Genomic DNA, 15308 nt, shown 5'->3' with positions numbered 1-15308 from the left:
GTCAGCCCCGTTCGCTCGACGTCAGGACGATGCGGGCCGGGTCGGGCAGGTGGTGGAAATGGTGGGAGGAGCGCTCCGAGGGGGTCGGGTCGGACCAGATCTCCAGGACCGACGCCACCCAGGACAGCGACAGCACCAGCGCCGGGACCGCGAACAGGCCCGGGTGCTGCGCCCAGCGGGCTGCCCACCACAGGGCGACGGTGGCCGCCGAGGTCCAGATCGAAGTGCACCAGGTGCACGACAGCACCGCGGCCCCGAACCTGCGCCCGGGGCCGGCTCCTTGGGCCGCCCAGGTCCGCAGGGGCAGGGTGATGCGGTCGTCGACCAGCAGGTGGGTCAGGCGCAGAACGGCACCGAGGGCGAGCACGTATACGAAAGGGTCTGATTCAGGCACAGACCGCAGGATATGGCCTTGATGACCGAATTTGCCGAATAGTGCTGCTCTGGGCATGTATGAGCCTGACCGGATCCGTCCGCCCATCCGCACGGTGCTGCTGCTCGTCCGCGACCGGGCCGCTCGCAGCTGGCACCAGTTGAACGATTGTCAGACCGCGTACGACCGTTGACCTCTAGCCTGGGACTCCGAGCGACGATCACGCGAAGGAGAGCACCGTGGCCCAGGGCGACGACTGGATGCACGCCGACCCCAGCGGCTTCCCCGCCCCCACCGACCTGCGTACCGAGGTGCCCCACCCGGCCCGGGTCTACGACTTTCTCCTCGGCGGAAAAGACCACTTCGCGGCCGACCGCGAAGCCGGCGAAGCGGTCATGGCCCTGGGCGAGGGCGCACGCCAGGCGGTACGCGCGAACCGCGCCTTCCTGCAGCGCGCGGTGCGCACCCTGGCCGGTCTGGGCATCGACCAGTTCCTCGACATCGGCACCGGCATCCCCACCGCGGGCAACACCCACCAGATCGCCCAGGCGGCCAACCCCGACGCCAAGGTCGTCTACGTCGACAACGACCCGATCGTGCTCACCCACGCCCGCGCCCTGATGTCGCAGGTGGGGCAGCGCTCCACCCGCGTCCTGCAGGCCGACCTGCGCGACCCGGACAAGATCCTCGCCGCGCCCGAAGTCACCGAGACCATCGACTTCTCGCGCCCCGTCGGACTGCTCCTGGTCGCCGTCCTGCACTTCCTCAAGGACGCCGAGAACCCGGGCGAGATCGTGTCCCACCTGGTCCAGGCCCTGCCCCCGGGCAGCCATGTGGTCCTCAGCCACGTCACCGGCGAGGCCCTGACCGACGACGAGATCGCAGGCGTCGGCCGGGCCTACAGCAAGGTCCCCGAGGGCATGAACCTGCGAACCCGCGAACAGGTCGCCGCCTTCCTGGAGGGCCTGGAGCTGCTGGAGCCGGGACTGGTCCTGTGCCCGCAGTGGCGCCCCGACGAGGAGGTCAACCCCGACGACCGCGTCAGCATCCTGGCCGCCGTCGCCGCCAAGCGCTGACCATCCCCCGGGATCACACGGGGAACCCGCCGATCTCTCCCTGATACCAGGTCATGTCGTCCTCCCAGTACTGGCGGCAAACAAGGCTCAGGGAGGGCGAGCGGGACCAGTGGGCATTGGTCTCGAACTCCGCCTGGCACCTGACGGTGGCGAGGGCGGCTCCGTGCCACAGCGCCCACTCCTGGTCGGTCGCCCGATCAAGGCGTTGCGCGTCCACACGGCGCAGCCGGCCGCCCCAGTCCGCGGTCCCCGTCGGGCGAAGTGCCCGAAGGAGGTCCGCAGGTGTGGCGGCGAGCTGCAACCGCACCGCCTCCAGGGAGACTTCCTTGAGGATGATCCGCCGTTCCTGTTCCGCGGCGGCGTAGATGGCCAGGGCGAGGACGACGGTGGTCATGTGCGACAGGACCGGGTCGCCGCCCACCGCAGGGTGCCACAGGTCGAACAGGGTGCCCTCGGCGAGCATCGCCCCGTTGGCCAGGTCTCGTGCCAGTCGCATGCTCTGCACCAGGGCCGGGCCCTCGGGAAGAGCGGTATCGCATTCCCACCCCCACCGCGGATCGTCCTCGTCGACGTCGTCGACGGCGAAGGGCTGGAGGGTCTGGTCCTCGTCAATCAGCGGCAGCGCCATGCCCATGATCTGACCCGGTGAGGCGAGCCAGACCGGCGAGTTCGTGTAGGACTGGTGGAGCACCTGGCGCACGGCCCAGGGCACCACCTCTCGGTCGCTCCACTCGTGGCCGTGAGGGCACCGGATGCGCACCTCCTCGTCCTCCACGACCAGAGTCAGGTCCTGGTCGGCGCCGCATTGGTGGCATGCCAGTACGTCCGCCAGGTCGTCCTGCAGCTCCTGCACCCACCGCTTCAGGTGGATCTGGCCCGCTGCCGTGATCTGTAGTGCCACGATCGTGATTCCTCTCTCGGCTCGGCCCGGCTCAGGCGGACACGGTGGCGATGACCAGGTAGTGGTCGGACAAGTCGGCCTGCGGATCGGCGACGGTCTCGGTCGACACCGGGCGCAGACCGTAGGTGTAGACGCGGTCCAGGCGGCGCGGGGCGTCCCGGTGGAGGAACGCCCCGGTCTGCTGCCGCTCGTGCGGTGGCAGCAGTTCAGCCGCTACTTCCCGAAACCCCCCGACCCCCAGGACCTTGCTGGCACGGCGGTCGAAGACGGGCTGGCCGGACTCGTCCAGGACTGGGTCGCCGGCGTGGTCGAGCAGCGCCTGCGAGGCGAGCATGTAGTCCGGCAGCCGGGTGATGTCTGGTTCCTCGTCCGGCTCGCCCAGGTGCGCCCACAGCGCTCCGGCCGGGCGCCCGTGGACGGCGTTCCAGTCCCCGGCGGCGACCGCGCGCCCGCTCGGAGCCGCGAGGCGGGCCATGTGCTGGGCTTCGCTGTAGCGCGACTCGCCGTTGGCGTTGTGGCCGTGGACGCTCATCGCGCAGACCACACCGATGCCGTCGACGTCCAGGCGGTGCTGGGCGAACGTGCGGTGCGCGATGCAGGAGTAGTCGTTGATGCCCTCGCTGCGGATCCGGCCGCGGCGCCACAGCAGCGCCGTGTGCCGGTGGTCGGCCCGGCTGCGCGCCGCGATGCCGTCCATGCCCAGGCCCTCGCAGTAGCGCTTGAGGACCGGGCCGGTGCCGGTGTACTCGTGCGGATCCGGGCTCTCCATCCAGCCGGTGCCGCCGGCTTCCTGGATGCACAGCACGTCGAGACCGTGCTCGGCGAGCATCGCGATCTGCGCCTCGGCCAGGTCGCCTTCGGCCTCGTGGATGTTGTAGGTGCCGATGCGCAGCTGCACTGTCATGCGGATCCCGTCGATCAGCGGCGATAGTTAGCTAATACGTACTCTGACGATGGATCACCTGTCTCGGGAATGGCGATACCGGGCCGGCGCCCGTTCCTCAGATCGGGTCCATGCCGCAGCGAGCGCGGATCGCGTTCTGCTCCTCTGAGTAGTGCGGCCAGCAGGACGGGCAGAAGAAGACCTCGTGGCCGTCGTGCCGGTGCTTGCGCCATCCGGAACTGAGGGCCAGGTCGTCTAGGTCGGCGGCTGCGGCTGCCGCTTCCTCGACGTCGGTCGCGCCGCCGTGGGTGAAGGCGACCCGGCAGCTTGCAACGTCGACGTACTCGGGGCCGTCGCAGGTCAGTCCTACGGTGAACATGCGCTGACTCTCTACTGGGGCGGGATACGGATCGGTAACGATTGTTCCAGGCGCGAGACCCTGGATCTGCCGTCAGGGGCCGGGCAGCCACCCGCGCTCGATCCGCGCCGCGGTCCACCCGCCGCCGGCCTCCACCTGGCTGATCGACACCTCCGCCGGGGAGGAGAACGCCTCCCCGCTGCCGGGCACCCGCAGGAACTTGTAGGCCAAGTAGACGGAAGCGTCGATGCGGCCGGGCGACTCGCCGCCGGGCTGCCACGTCGACCACTCGTCCTCCAGTTCCGGCAGGTACTTCCCCGTACGGATGCGGTCCTCGCGCCACTGCTGGGCGATCGGCTCGGCCCGCAAGACCTTCCCCAACTTGGCGTTGACCGGGTCGATGTACGGGCGCAGCTCGCTGAACGGGTTGGTGGGCCGCTGCTCCAGGGTCTGCTCCGCGGCCGGGATCGACTTGATGCGCTCCAGCTCGGCGGGAGACAGGGCGGCGCGGGCCTTGTCCCACTCGCGGCGCAGCGCGTCCCAGGCGGTGTGCAGGGCGAGGGTGGCCTGGTCGCGGCCGAAGTTCCATTCGACGTAGAAGACCTGGGCCTTGATCTCCGCGGCGAGGCGGCACGCCTCCCGCGACCACTCGTAGGTCGACATCGGCGCGGTGCGGTCGTGCGTCAGGTACAGGCGCCCGTCGTCGCCCAGGTGCCCGCCGACGATGCCGGCACTGTCCCGGCCGCCGCCGGAGGGGTCGACCGCCACGCCGATGCGCACCGGCCGCACACCCGACCGGTAGTGGCGGCGGTCGCGCATCAGCTCCCGGGTGACCAGCGCCCCCTCGACCGGCCGCGGCTCGCCCTGGTAGAGCGCGAACCAGTCCTGCACGCTGGTCCCCGCCCGGCGGCCCTCCCAGTGCCGCCGCGCCTTCGCCTTGTCGTTCGGGTCGATCTTCGGGTGCGGCAGCGGCTCGCCCATGGCCCGGCCGAGCGGGTCAGTGGCCGGGTCGGTGCACAAGGCCGGCATGTTGATGACCAGCCACCGGCCGCCATCCTCGACCCGGCCCTCCTGGGCCACGACCTTCCCGGCCAGGTCGTCCGGGTCCCAGCGGGTCTGGATCAAGATCATCGGGGCGTCGGGAGCCAGGCGCGAGAGCAGGTCGGCGCTGTAGGAGCTCCACACCGACTCGCGCATCCGGGTGGACCGGGCCTCCGCGCGGTTCTTGTGCGGGTCGTCGATCACGACCATGTCGCCGGGCGACCCGGTGATCGACCCGCCGAACCCGGCGGACTTGACCCCGCCGCCGGACGTCAGCGCGTAGTCGTCGACCGCGGAGTTCTCCGGGTCCAGGAACAGGCCGTACTCCGCCCCGTACTGGCGGATCAGCGCCCGGACCTTCCGGCCGCGCTTGATGGCCTGCGAGGCGGAGTACGAGGCGATGATGACCCGGTGGGTGGGGTGCAGGCACAGCCACCAGAACACCGCCCACTCGGACAGCGAGGACTTGCCGACCTGCGGCGGAGTGGAGATCTGGACCCGGTCCAGCTCCCCGGCCTCGATCCGGGCGTAGGCCCGCGACAGGACCCGCAGGTGCGCCCGGTTGACGAACAACCCGTCCAGGCCCCGCGCGAGCGTCATCGGGTCGCGCAGCAGCTGCCGGGACACGGCCTTGGTGCCGGCCAGCAGCTCCCCGTAGAGCTCGGCGTCCGTGCCGACGCTCACGCGTCGTCGGATTCCTCGTCGGCCTCAGCGAGCGCGTGTGCCCGGCGGGCCGCCGAGGCGGCCAGCTCCTTGAGCTTGACCGCCCGCTGCTCCTCGGGCAGCTGCTCGAAGTCCTGCAGCTGCACGGTCAGCGCGTCGCCCTGCGGCCCGGTGATCGCGATGACGTCCGTCGGGTTCCCGAACAGGGCCCGGCGGTGCCGCAGCCCCAGGTCCATCAACCGCGTCGCCTCGGTCACCGTCAGCTTCGCCGGGTCGACCGTGGCCAGGCGCTGGGCCGCGGCCCCGATGACGATCCGCAGCAGCTTCGCGTCGTCCGCCATCGCCTTCTTGCGGGCCTCGACCCACTCGGCCTCCGCGATCTCGTCCAGCCACCGGTAGTAGGCGGTCGCGCGCTGCACCCACCGCCGGGCCGAGGCCAGGGTCTTGGTGTGCCCGTACGACAGCCCCAGCGCCTTCGCCGCCTCGGGCAGCGAGCGCCGGGCCCGCCCCAGGTCCCGGTAGGTGCGGAACTGGTCCCACGCCTCGTCCCGCTCACCGGGCTGCTGCTCCCACGCCGGCCGGTCGGGGTCCATGACCAGGGGCTTGATGGCGGCCACTACAGGTCCTGCTCCGACAGCTGTCGCTCAGCGGCCAGCAGAACCCATTCAGCAGCATCGACGTCGCGGCCCAGTGCCGTGCCGCACGCCTTCGCCGCCGCCAGGACCCGGGCCGCGTCCGCGGCGGGCACCGCCCGGGAGGCGAACACCGCCTCCCACCCCACGGCTCCCTTGTGCAGCGGCTGGCCGAGCCGGTCCACGAAGCCGGCCTTGAGGTCCTCCAGGTGCGCCTCGAACACCGACAGGACGATCCCGAACGCGGTGGCGACGTTGCCGACGTTGTGCGCGGCGTGGACGGCGGCCAGGGCGTCCAGCGCCGGCTCGTAGTCGCGGCGGGCCGCCAGCCAGGTCGAGTCCGCCGACAACCGGGCCGCCTCCAGCGCCGCGGTGGCCGCGTCGCGCTCGTGGGGCAGGAACACCAGCTGCACGGTCGCGAAGTCCAGATTGGCCTCGGACAGGGACTGCAGCTCGACCTTGTCCAGGAGCTGGAGGGTCTTGTCGTCCAGGCCGGCGTAGTCGCGCCAGTCGACGTCGTCGATCTCCTCGTACAGCTGCGCCAGGGTCGCCGCGTCGTCCTGCCCGTTGATCGCGTTGTGGGAGAGCTGGACGGCGATACGGCGGGCGGAGGCCAGCGGCCCGTCCAGCAGCATGCAGTCGATCTCTTCGAGCCCGGCGTCCCGGGCGGCGTCGGTGCGGTGGTTGCCCGACAGGATCCGCTCCCTGCCCTCCGGCAGGCCGGGCTCGGCCCAGATCAGCGGCACGGAGGTCAGGCAGCCGTCGCGCCTGACGTTGTCGACCAGCCGCTGGTACTGGGCCTGGGTCATGTACCGGGCGTTGACCTCAAGGCGGGTCAGGTCGGCCGGGTTGCGCTTGACCATCTTCGGCACCGGCAGGTACTCCTCGACGCTCGGGGCGTCGGCCTGCTGCGGAACCGGGGCGGGGGCGTGGCTGCGGGGGCGGGCCATCAGTTCATCACTCCGTTCATCACGCCGGCGTGCTTGCGCAGCCACAGCTCCAGGCCCTGCGCCAGGGTCCACTGACCCAGCGGTGCGCCGTACTGCAGCTGCCAGGTGTGCTGCCCGTCCTCGCAGGGGGCGCGTTTGGTCAGCTTCATGCCGGGCACCCCGCGACCGTACTTCTGCGAGACCGGGTTGTCGGAGAACGCCGTGGTGGTGACGTGGTTGAGGCGACGGTTCATGGCCCGCTGGAGCAGCGTGCGCGCCTCGTCCGACAGGGCGGCCATCACGATCAGCTTGGACAGGCGCTTGTGGGCTGACCAGGCGACGGGGAAGTCGGACATCAGGTAGGCGGTGTCGGCCTCGAACTTCGGCGGCAGGAACGCGAAGGAACCGATGATCCGGCCCTGCGAGGCCACGGCCACCGCGAGGGAGGGGGTGCCCGGGGCGATGCGCGGGTCCAGGAACTGCGCTCGGAGGCTGGCGAACTGGCCGGCGGTCAGCGGGTGAAGCGTCAGCGGGCCGGTGACCTGTTCGCGGGCCCGGATCTTGGGCATCAGCACGGGCTCGGTCTTGGTGGACGGGCCGATGTAGCGCGAGGTGCCGGGGTGGGCGTAGACCCAGATCGGCATGGCCCGCGGGGTCAGCCGGACGTACCCCACCCGGTAGGGCTCCAGGTCCGCGTGCTTGAAGTGCAGGCCCAGCAGCCAGTGCGGCCGGTCGGCGACCAGCCGGATGATCTCCTCCTTGCCCTCGTCGTCGAGCATCGGGTACTCGGGCTCGGGCCAGTCGAAGTGGGTGGTGATGCCGCGGAACATCGTCTCGTAGCCCGCGGCCCAGAACGGGGGGAAGGAAGCGACCGGGGCGTTGGGCGGGGCGCCGCGCAGGTGGTCCAGGACGTCGCCGGCGTAGAAGCTGTCCAGCTTGAGGGTGACCGCGTCGAGCTTGCCGACGGTCTCGGCGTGCATCCGGTCGAACTGGGCGCGGTAGGCGGCGACCATGCGCTGGTGGTAGGGCAGGGGCTTGCCGACGAAGTCCAGGAACCGGGTGCCGAGCATCAACACCGCCAGCGCCCCGGACGGGGTGGACAGGTAGGGGTCGAGCCAGCCCAGCAGCTCGCGGCTGGCGTCCTTGACGGTGAAGGGGACCTCCTGGCCGGAGTACCGCCAGCCCAGGGCGCAGCTGTAGGGGTTGACATCGTTGGAGTGCAGGCGGTGGCCCATGCCGTCCAGGGTCCGCTCGATCGTCAGGTTGCCGGAGCAGCCGACGTAGACGTCGGAGCCGGCGGGCCAGTGGCGGGCGTGCTCGTGGACGATGGCGCGCATCTCGGGCGGGATGGTCCCCTGGAACATCCGGTGCCTCCCAGGGGCGGGTGTTGGAGCGCCGGCCAGGAGTTGAACCTGAACCTACCCACAGGCATGGGGTCGTGCTGTCGTTGTCACCACCGGCGCAGGACGCGGGCATCCCGGGGGGAAGGATGGCCGCGTGTCGGGACTGTAGCAGTGTGATGGCTTCCGTATGTGTATGACCGGTTTGGGGCTGTCTGAACCTACCGGCTTCCTGACCTGCGGAAACTGGCTATTGCGACCCATCACATATAGGATTTGAGTATCAACAGATTGGAGGGGCCTCTATGGCGATCCCTGAATTCCCGCCGCTGGCGACGTGCTCGTTCCCCGAGTACCGCGAGGAGATGGGGGTGCCGGTGCGCATCTCCACGGGCTTCCCGCGCTACATCCGGTACCCCCTGCCGTGGAAGATCGAGGGCTTCATGCCCACCCGGCCGATGCTGTCGCTGCCGAAGGAGCGGTACGAGGAGCGGTTCTCCGAGATCTGGCGGCGCGAACTGGAGGTGTCGGCCGCCGAGGCGTGGCGCATCCACCAGGCGGTCAACGCCTCGCCGACCACGCCGCTGGTGCTGATGTGCTTCGAGCAGCTCGCGCGTACCGACAAGGGCAGGGGCAACTGGTGCCACCGCTCGATGCTGGGCGGCTACTTCGCCGCCGCCGGCATCGTCGTGCCGGAGCTGGGTGCGGTGCCGGGCCCGCCCCCGCCGCCGCCGGACTTCGAGGAGGTCGAACTGTTCTGACGGGCCGTTCGGAGGTGGTGCCCGCGGTGCGACGGCGCGGGCACCCCTCCGGGGCGGGGTTCCGGCCGACTCCGGGGCGACCGGCCTTTGAGCTGCGAGAACTTGCCTTTCGGCTCGTTCTGATCTAGGATTAAAGTATCAAGAAGGTTGAAGAAAGGAAGCCCGTGCTCACTATCGCCCCCGCCGTCGCCGACGAGGTCTTCGCCAAGGCCGCCAAGTGCGGCTGGACGCTGACCAACCTCGGCTACCGCGCCCAGGTCTCCGCCTCCGACGGCTACTTCTACTGGCTCACCCTGGACGAGTCCGGCCGCTACCTGGCCTGCATCGACGGCGCCGAGGGCTGGGGCGGAAGCGAAAACGTCCACCGGGTCCACGCCACCCAGGAGCAGCACCGGGCGCTGTGGACCGCGGCGGCCGGCCGGTGACCCCCGACCTGGCGGCCACGACGGTGGCGTACGAGATCACCGACCTGGTCGCCCGCGCCATCGCGGCTCTCGGCGCGGAACCCGACCGGCAGCCGCAGTACGCCACCGGTCGCCGGGCCCAGTTGGACGCCTACGACATGGCCGTCCAGCTTGGCGCCTGCGACCCCGCACTGCCGTCGTGGGTGGCCTGGTACGCGGGGCGGATCGAGCAGGGCGCCCGCCGCGGACACCTGCTGGCTGCGGCCGGCCGATGGGAGGAGGCGGTCTCGGTGATGGGTGGCACTCGGCAGTACGCCGCGGACCTACTCGCCGCAATGCAGCGGCAAGGGATGCTTTGACCTGCGGAAACTTGCTTCCATTGACCCGGTCATCTAGGATTAGAGTATCAAAAAGTAAAGGAGACGCCGTGACTGTTCCCTCTGCCATCGCCGACGAGGTCTTCGCCGCCGCCGCCAAGGGCCACTGGACGCCGAGCCCGGACGGGGTCGGGTACCTGACCTCCTGGGTGGCGGCCGACGGGCACCGCTACTGGGTCGAGCTGGTGGAGCTGGACGAGCGCGAGTGCGCGGTCTGGATCTGCGGGGTCGAGGTGTCCGGTGCCACGCCCCAGGCGCCCTTCGCACTGGAGGCAACCCCGGATCAGTTGCGGGCCTGCCAGGCGGCACTGGGACTGGTATAACCCCAGGCCAAAGGGGGTCTCTACTTGCTTCCGCCGTCGCTATCACATAGGATTAAAGTATCAAGAAGGCAAGGAAAGGGAAGCGCAGTGAACGCCAGGACCGCCATCACCGTAGACCAGATCATCGACTCCGCCCGACGCGCCGGCGTCCTGGACTTCATCGCCGACTCCCAGGCCAGGGCCGCAATGCCCGCCGACCAGCGGCGGGAACTGGAGGCGCGGGAGTGGCTGGCCCGCTCCCGCGCCGAGGATGAGTACGCCAGGGCTGCTGCCGTCCGCAATCAGGAAGCCGCGGCGCACAACGCCCGGATCGGCGCCGCCCGAAACGCCGCCGCCGCGAAGAAGGTCCGAGACGCCACCTGCCCCGACTGCTTCATGGTCAAGGCCCCGGCCTGCGGCTGCTGACCCACCCGACCCAACCCGCTGAACCGAAGGAGGAACGCCGTGGCCAGGTACACCGTCGCCGGACGCCCCGTGAACTGGATCGTCGACGGCAAGCAGGAGATCCGCACCGCACCGGACCTGCACTTCGCCGACGCCATGACCATGCTGCGCTGGGCCATCGCCGAAGGCATCATCAACTACCCCGGCGGGGTCCGGCGCACCGTCGGCACCGCCTACCTGGGCTCCGACGCCGACCCCTGGCGCCACCAGCGCCAGTACGGCGGCTCGCGCCGCTACGCCTTCGACCTGCCGACCTGGGACGCCATGGTCGCGGCCCAGCAGCGCTACCGGCAGATCCTGCACCAGCTGCGCGAGGTGGACCCCGGGTGGGTCGACGTGAAGACGATCAACTACATGGACAATTCGACCGTACTGGTCCAGCGGGCGGCCGACGGCCGTACCCGCGAGGTCACACTGGTCGCCCCGCACGGGGATCTCTGCTGACCGCAAGCGCTGGAGACTTCCGCCCTCCGTACAGGCTCTGACCTGCTGAAACTTGCTTCCGTGTGCATCGTCAGCTAGGATTAAAGTATCAAGAAGGAAGCAAGGGGAAGGTGCGGCAGTGAACATCGGAATGGTTCTGGACCGGCTCACGGAGTACGCGGACGGCATCGACACCGCCAAGCCCGAAGGCCAGCTGATCAAGGACGAGGCCCAGGGCATCGTCGCCGGCGTCGATGACGGCAGCCTGACGCCCGACTGGTTCGGCAACGCCGTCGACGCGCTGAACACCATCGCCCGGCTCAGCGGGCACCCCCAGTTCTCCTGACCGCCCCGGTGCGGGGCCCGGCCGGTCCCCGCACCGCCCGACCCGAAGGACCGCACCGTGACGCGCAGCCTGTTCACCCCCGACGAGATAGCGGCCACGGTCTCCGCCGAAGACCACGCCGAGCTGCTGGACCAGCGAGCCGAGACCGAAGCCGAGATCTGGGCCGAGGGCGCCTGGCTGCGCGCCGCCGAGGGCTACTACTCGCCCCTCGGACCCGACCCCCGCGACCTGTACGACCAGTTCTGACCCCGCCGCGCCCCACCCGGGGCACGGCCACCTACAAGAGAGGAGGTGCGCACCGATGGGAGCGCACCAGTTCACCACCACGGCCACCGGCCCCACGGTCGCCGCCGCCTGGAAGGCGGCCCGGCACGCCGACTGGAACGAGGGCGGCTACAACGCCGACACCAAGGGCGACGCCTACCAACTGGCCGCCGAACGGCCGATGCCCCTGGCCCTCGCCCAGGCCGAAGCCACCCGACTGATGGAGGACCCCCGCGGCCAGTACAGCGACCTCGGTCCGGCCGGCGCCATCCAGATCGACACCGGCACCCCGGCCGCCGAGAGCTCGCGCCGGCGGTCCGGCAACCGCACCTGGCTGTTCTTCGGGTGGGTGAACGACTGATGGCCACCAGCAACCTGACCACCGCCCAGGTGAACCGGCACATCCGCCAGACCCTGGCAGCCGCGTTCCCCGGAACCGAGTTCACCGTCTCCGCGCGCCGCGGCGACTTCCCGCTGGTCGCCTGGACCGACGGGCCCTCCACCACCCAGGTCCGGGAGATCACCGACGCCCTCAAGCAGGCCGAGACCCTGACACTGGCCACCGTCGGCGGCCCGCGGACCGGCCCCAACCCGCTGGAGGGCGTCAACCTGCGCCACGACGCCTCGCCCGCGTCCCTGGCCGAGGCCGAGGGCTGGTGGCGGGTGCGCCACGGCGACGCCGACCCGGCCGACTACGCCGACTCGTTCCGCACCCCGCAGGGCCACTACGTGCGCGCCGACTTCGGCACCTCGCAGATCCTCGCCCTGGCCTACGACGTGGTCATGCCCGCCCGCTGCCCCGGCGGCGAGCAGTGAGCCGGCCCGTGCCGCCGCAGCAACTGCGCGCCGGTGACTGGTTCGCGTTCGCCGACGCCGGGCTGCCCTGCGGCCCCGGTATGTCCTTCGGGGTGAGGACGTTCGAGATGCGCGCCGACGCCGACGTCGCACCGGCGTTGGGCACGGTGACCCTGGAGTGCGACGACACCGAGACCGGCCGGGACTACTGGTTCACCGTGCCCGTCGAGGCCCCGCTCTACCGCCGGTCGCCGATCACCGCCGCCGGACTGCGGGACCGGCTGAACGCCCTGGAGATCGGACAGCGCCTGGTCGTCCAGGTCGAGCTGGTCGACCACCCGGGCCAGCCGGTGTCCCCCGCGCAGGTCCACACCGTGTACGTCGACGGCCAGTCGGTGGAGGCCACCGACGTGGTCTCCGGATCACGGATGCACGTCCCGGTCGAGCAGATCCGGTCCGTGCTGGTCCAGGCGGCCACGCACTGGAAGGACGTGGAGCAGTGAGCGGCCCGCCGTGCCCTGCCGGCCACGGGACGATGCAGCCCATAGAGGACCCCAGCCCGGAGCAGCGGTGGGGAGGGCAGTGGTTCGACTGCTGGTACCCGAGGTGCTGGAACGCCCACCTGGACCCCTCGCCGGAGCTGCTGGCCTGGTTGGAGGAGCAGCGGGGCTTGTCGCGTCGACCGGCCGGCGCCTCGCGCGCCGCTGACCCCGCTCAGGCTTCCACGGTCGCAGGACCTGCTGCTCCGGTGCGGCGCAGCAGCCGGATGTAGGTGCGGTCGTCGAAGGAGGAGGCTCCGGGTTTGACGCCCTTGGTTCCCGGGTGGGTGGTCATCCGCAGCGGGTCCTCGGACAGGGACAGCGCCAAGGCGCTCTCCGCCGCATCCAGGGCCGGGGCCGCGGACAGGTAGCCATCGGTGGCGAGCACGACTTCCTCGACCCCGGCGAGGGGGAACACCTCGACGTAGGACTCGGGGACACTCGTTCCGTCGAGCACCCCGTACCCGTAGGGGCCGCTCTGGTTCGCCAGCCGTCCCTGCTGCTCCAGGACGGGCAGGATGAGCGCGCGGCCCGGATCCGTGTCGGCGAGTTCGTCCGCGGTGCGCCCCGACGCCAGCAGGCAGTGCAGGTAGGCGGCGCGGGCACCGGCCAGTACGTCGTCGACGGTTTTGCCGGCCGCGTGGTACGTCCAGGTGTCCGCGGTGCGCAGGGCGATGTGCACGTCACCGACCCGCCAGACCAGTTCCAGGTCCGGTACGAGAACGGCGGCGACGGCGCTGGGGGCGACCGGGTCGTCCAGCGGGATGTCCCACTTGGCGCGAAGATCGGCCAGGCCCTGAGTGATGCGGGCGACCGCCTCGGCGGGCGCGGTGCCGGCCGGGAGCGAGGACAGGGTTTCGGCGACGCAGTCAGCGGCCCTGGCACCGCCGGTCATCCCACCGTAGTCCCTGCCGGATTTATCGGTGGCGCCGTCGATAGCGGCGATCCACCCGCTGGTGGCGAGGGTCAGTCTGTCCTCGCTGGGGGCGGACGGCCCCTTGGCCCTGCTCGCGCTCTCGGCTATCTCCCACGCGGTCATCTGTCTGCCTTCCTTTCGGGAATCGCCGTGCGATCCTGGATCAGGCAGCGCGACCGAGAGGGATCTCGGCCAGGTCCGTCCAGGTGATCGTCTTCGCGAAGGCGTCGGCGGCGACGTCGACGATGTGGACCGAGTCGATCCGTAGTGGCGCGTGGCTGGGCCTGACCCGCCGCAGACGGCGCTGCACTTCATCGGAGTCGGCCTCGCCGTTCGCGTAGGCCAAAGTCAAATGTTGGGCAGACCATGGGTAGGCCGCTGCCGCTTCGCCGCGCAGGTCGCGGATCGCGCCGTGGACCGCTTCATGCAGTGCGTCGAGCTGGTCGTCGGGGCTGATGTCCGCGATCAGACCGGAGTGGTAGCTGAGGACGGAACCGATCGTCACCTCGAAGGCCGGGAAGTCCCCAAGGCGCCTGGCGAGCTCGGCCCGAAGCTGTTCCCGCTCGGGCTCCGGAATGTCGACGGCGGCTTTGTCGGGGATCTGGTCGAGCGTGATGTGCAGCCAGCGGTCCTCGACGAAGGTCAGCGGGAAGTCCTGCGTGGCTTCCCGGCATCCGCGTAGCAGGCCGGCCAGTTGCCGGTGGCGGTCCAAGTCGATCAAGGCGTAGACGTGCAGGAGCGTTTCGGTCTCAGTGGCCCAGTCCGAGGCAGCCCGTTGGAAGACGAAGGACTTCATGGAAGCACACCGTAGCGACCTGTATCGGCCGGTGGGTGCCGGTCGGTCAAACCGAGGAATCCGGTTGGTCCGGGGTCGCGCCGGGTAGCGGGAAGGAGGTCGTCCGCGCCGGGAGTGCCGGTAGCGTGCGGGGCACTGACGGGCGGTTCGAGCGGATACGGGGGGCAGGCCGTGAACAGCGGGCAGGCGGAAGCAGCGGTGGGCGGGGCGTTCGGGGATGTCTGGTCGGCCTGCCACGCCTGGGCGGTTCAGATGATGGACTGGTCCCGGGAGGCGCACGCTGCGGCATGGCGGCAGCCTGGCCTGGGCCCGGCGGTCGTGGGCCTTGCCGAGGCTCTGCTGACCGCGGCCCTCTGCGACGCGGCTCGTGCCGAGGGGCTGGGGGCGGCTGACGGGTCATCGGTGGGTCTGACGCCGCTCGTGTCCGTGCTCGACAGGCTGGAGCTGGACAGGGACGCGCTGAATCGCCTGATGGAGCGCACCGAGGTCCCCCAGGGGCATCCGCTGACCGAGGCTCTGGCCGGGGTGCGCGACCCGATCCGGCTGGTGCCCGGGTGGTGGGCGGCCCTCAACCTGGCCCACGACGTCGCCGGCTACAGCGTCCTCGGCGTCAGGGCACTGCCGCCCGGCGTCGTGGTGGACCGCCGCGGTCGCCTGGACCCCCTGCTGGTCGACCGTGCCGGTGGGTTCAAGCAGCCGCCCTTCCCGTATGCCTGACCACGGG

23 protein-coding genes and 1 tRNA gene are annotated in these 15308 nt (G+C 70.7%); 13 read left to right on the top strand and 11 right to left on the bottom strand.

Annotated elements, in window-relative coordinates:
- Position 1: 1 nt before the first annotated feature.
- Complete coding sequence (locus tag ACEZDE_RS19105; protein WP_380537518.1) at positions 2–394, bottom strand: hypothetical protein; 393 nt, start codon at positions 392–394, stop codon at positions 2–4.
- Between the two features lie 218 nt (positions 395–612).
- On the opposite strand from ACEZDE_RS19105, the gene ACEZDE_RS19100 reads away from it, so the two are divergent.
- On the top strand, positions 613–1449 hold the full coding sequence (locus tag ACEZDE_RS19100; RefSeq protein WP_380537517.1) for an SAM-dependent methyltransferase: 837 nt from the start codon (positions 613–615) through the stop codon (positions 1447–1449).
- Positions 1450–1462: 13 nt separating this feature from the next.
- Here the strand turns inward: ACEZDE_RS19100 and ACEZDE_RS19095 are convergent, their stop codons facing one another.
- The 8 genes from ACEZDE_RS19095 to ACEZDE_RS19060 form a co-directional block, all read right to left on the bottom strand.
- The gene (locus ACEZDE_RS19095) at positions 1463–2350 is read right to left on the bottom strand and encodes a hypothetical protein (RefSeq protein WP_380537516.1); all 888 of its coding nucleotides are present in this window, start codon (positions 2348–2350) and stop codon (positions 1463–1465) included.
- A 31-nt stretch (positions 2351–2381) separates the two neighbouring features.
- Positions 2382–3254 (bottom strand): endonuclease/exonuclease/phosphatase family protein, encoded by an 873-nt coding sequence (locus ACEZDE_RS19090; RefSeq protein ID WP_380537515.1) that lies wholly within the window; start codon positions 3252–3254, stop codon positions 2382–2384.
- Positions 3255–3351: 97 nt separating this feature from the next.
- Positions 3352–3612 carry a hypothetical protein gene (locus tag ACEZDE_RS19085; RefSeq protein WP_380537514.1) on the bottom strand — a complete coding sequence of 87 codons (261 nt, stop codon included), beginning with the start codon at positions 3610–3612 and terminating at the stop codon, positions 3352–3354.
- Between the two features lie 72 nt (positions 3613–3684).
- Entirely contained in the window at positions 3685–5316 is a 1632-nt protein-coding gene (locus tag ACEZDE_RS19080; RefSeq protein WP_380537513.1) for a terminase large subunit domain-containing protein, read from the bottom strand.
- Positions 5313–5912, bottom strand: coding sequence for a hypothetical protein (locus ACEZDE_RS19075; protein ID WP_380537512.1), 600 nt, complete (start codon positions 5910–5912; stop codon positions 5313–5315). The genes ACEZDE_RS19080 and ACEZDE_RS19075 overlap by 4 nt, the downstream gene beginning before the upstream one ends.
- Positions 5912–6877 carry a ParB N-terminal domain-containing protein gene (locus ACEZDE_RS19070; RefSeq protein ID WP_380537511.1) on the bottom strand — a complete coding sequence of 322 codons (966 nt, stop codon included), beginning with the start codon at positions 6875–6877 and terminating at the stop codon, positions 5912–5914. Before ACEZDE_RS19070 ends, ACEZDE_RS19075 begins: the two co-directional genes overlap by 1 nt.
- The gene (locus ACEZDE_RS19065) at positions 6877–8220 is read right to left on the bottom strand and encodes a putative antirestriction adenine methyltransferase (protein WP_380537510.1); all 1344 of its coding nucleotides are present in this window, start codon (positions 8218–8220) and stop codon (positions 6877–6879) included. The genes ACEZDE_RS19070 and ACEZDE_RS19065 overlap by 1 nt, the downstream gene beginning before the upstream one ends.
- Positions 8221–8244: 24 nt before the next feature.
- Positions 8245–8319, bottom strand: a tRNA-OTHER gene (locus tag ACEZDE_RS19060).
- A gap of 182 nt (positions 8320–8501) precedes the next feature.
- On the opposite strand from ACEZDE_RS19060, the gene ACEZDE_RS19055 reads away from it, so the two are divergent.
- The 11 genes from ACEZDE_RS19055 to ACEZDE_RS19005 all read left to right on the top strand — a co-directional run bounded on the left by ACEZDE_RS19055 (position 8502) and on the right by ACEZDE_RS19005 (position 12836).
- A complete protein-coding gene (locus ACEZDE_RS19055) occupies positions 8502–8957 on the top strand; it encodes a hypothetical protein (RefSeq protein ID WP_380537509.1) in 456 nt (151 codons plus the stop codon).
- Positions 8958–9121: 164 nt separating this feature from the next.
- Positions 9122–9382, top strand: coding sequence for a hypothetical protein (locus ACEZDE_RS19050; RefSeq protein WP_380537508.1), 261 nt, complete (start codon positions 9122–9124; stop codon positions 9380–9382).
- Positions 9379–9720 carry a hypothetical protein gene (locus ACEZDE_RS19045; RefSeq protein ID WP_380537507.1) on the top strand — a complete coding sequence of 114 codons (342 nt, stop codon included), beginning with the start codon at positions 9379–9381 and terminating at the stop codon, positions 9718–9720. The genes ACEZDE_RS19050 and ACEZDE_RS19045 overlap by 4 nt, the downstream gene beginning before the upstream one ends.
- A 68-nt stretch (positions 9721–9788) precedes the next feature.
- Positions 9789–10061, top strand: coding sequence for a hypothetical protein (locus ACEZDE_RS19040; protein WP_380537506.1), 273 nt, complete (start codon positions 9789–9791; stop codon positions 10059–10061).
- A gap of 87 nt (positions 10062–10148) precedes the next feature.
- The gene (locus ACEZDE_RS19035; protein WP_380537505.1) at positions 10149–10466 is read left to right on the top strand and encodes a hypothetical protein; all 318 of its coding nucleotides are present in this window, start codon (positions 10149–10151) and stop codon (positions 10464–10466) included.
- Between the two features lie 39 nt (positions 10467–10505).
- Positions 10506–10949 carry a hypothetical protein gene (locus ACEZDE_RS19030; protein WP_380537504.1) on the top strand — a complete coding sequence of 148 codons (444 nt, stop codon included), beginning with the start codon at positions 10506–10508 and terminating at the stop codon, positions 10947–10949.
- A gap of 118 nt (positions 10950–11067) precedes the next feature.
- Positions 11068–11274, top strand: a complete 207-nt coding sequence (locus ACEZDE_RS19025; RefSeq protein ID WP_380537503.1) for a hypothetical protein — start codon at positions 11068–11070, stop codon at positions 11272–11274.
- A 57-nt stretch (positions 11275–11331) separates the two neighbouring features.
- Positions 11332–11520: a hypothetical protein gene (locus ACEZDE_RS19020; protein ID WP_380537502.1), complete on the top strand. Its 189-nt coding sequence runs from the start codon at positions 11332–11334 to the stop codon at positions 11518–11520.
- A 55-nt stretch (positions 11521–11575) separates the two neighbouring features.
- A complete protein-coding gene (locus ACEZDE_RS19015) occupies positions 11576–11899 on the top strand; it encodes a hypothetical protein (RefSeq protein ID WP_380537501.1) in 324 nt (107 codons plus the stop codon).
- Positions 11899–12354 carry an LPD29 domain-containing protein gene (locus ACEZDE_RS19010; protein WP_380537500.1) on the top strand — a complete coding sequence of 152 codons (456 nt, stop codon included), beginning with the start codon at positions 11899–11901 and terminating at the stop codon, positions 12352–12354. Before ACEZDE_RS19015 ends, ACEZDE_RS19010 begins: the two co-directional genes overlap by 1 nt.
- Positions 12355–12362: 8 nt before the next feature.
- Entirely contained in the window at positions 12363–12836 is a 474-nt protein-coding gene (locus ACEZDE_RS19005) for a hypothetical protein (protein WP_380537499.1), read from the top strand.
- A 211-nt stretch (positions 12837–13047) separates the two neighbouring features.
- Here the strand turns inward: ACEZDE_RS19005 and ACEZDE_RS19000 are convergent, their stop codons facing one another.
- Positions 13048–13911: a hypothetical protein gene (locus ACEZDE_RS19000; protein ID WP_380537498.1), complete on the bottom strand. Its 864-nt coding sequence runs from the start codon at positions 13909–13911 to the stop codon at positions 13048–13050.
- Between the two features lie 40 nt (positions 13912–13951).
- Entirely contained in the window at positions 13952–14584 is a 633-nt protein-coding gene (locus ACEZDE_RS18995; RefSeq protein ID WP_380537497.1) for a 2'-5' RNA ligase family protein, read from the bottom strand.
- A gap of 171 nt (positions 14585–14755) precedes the next feature.
- On the opposite strand from ACEZDE_RS18995, the gene ACEZDE_RS18990 reads away from it, so the two are divergent.
- Positions 14756–15301, top strand: coding sequence for a hypothetical protein (locus ACEZDE_RS18990; RefSeq protein ID WP_380537496.1), 546 nt, complete (start codon positions 14756–14758; stop codon positions 15299–15301).
- The last annotated feature ends 7 nt before the right edge of the window (positions 15302–15308 follow it).

It is taken from the genome of Streptacidiphilus cavernicola (assembly GCF_042510955.1).
GTDB classification, from domain to species: domain Bacteria; phylum Actinomycetota; class Actinomycetes; order Streptomycetales; family Streptomycetaceae; genus Streptacidiphilus; species Streptacidiphilus cavernicola.
This window is presented reverse-complemented; position numbering and strand designations above follow the sequence as displayed.

Excerpts from the sequence above, each read along its gene's own strand:
- ACEZDE_RS19015 (WP_380537501.1), top strand. The coding sequence starts at position 11,576 with ATGGGAGCGCACCAGTTCACCACCACGGCCACCGGCCCCACGGTCGCC.
- ACEZDE_RS19065 (WP_380537510.1), bottom strand. The coding sequence starts at position 8,220 with ATGTTCCAGGGGACCATCCCGCCCGAGATGCGCGCCATCGTCCACGAG.
- ACEZDE_RS19085 (WP_380537514.1), bottom strand. The coding sequence starts at position 3,612 with ATGTTCACCGTAGGACTGACCTGCGACGGCCCCGAGTACGTCGACGTT.
- ACEZDE_RS19000 (WP_380537498.1), bottom strand. The coding sequence starts at position 13,911 with ATGACCGCGTGGGAGATAGCCGAGAGCGCGAGCAGGGCCAAGGGGCCG.
- ACEZDE_RS19055 (WP_380537509.1), top strand. The coding sequence starts at position 8,502 with ATGGCGATCCCTGAATTCCCGCCGCTGGCGACGTGCTCGTTCCCCGAG.
- ACEZDE_RS19090 (WP_380537515.1), bottom strand. The coding sequence starts at position 3,254 with ATGACAGTGCAGCTGCGCATCGGCACCTACAACATCCACGAGGCCGAA.
- ACEZDE_RS19010 (WP_380537500.1), top strand. The coding sequence starts at position 11,899 with ATGGCCACCAGCAACCTGACCACCGCCCAGGTGAACCGGCACATCCGC.
- ACEZDE_RS18995 (WP_380537497.1), bottom strand. The coding sequence starts at position 14,584 with ATGAAGTCCTTCGTCTTCCAACGGGCTGCCTCGGACTGGGCCACTGAG.
- ACEZDE_RS19070 (WP_380537511.1), bottom strand. The coding sequence starts at position 6,877 with ATGGCCCGCCCCCGCAGCCACGCCCCCGCCCCGGTTCCGCAGCAGGCC.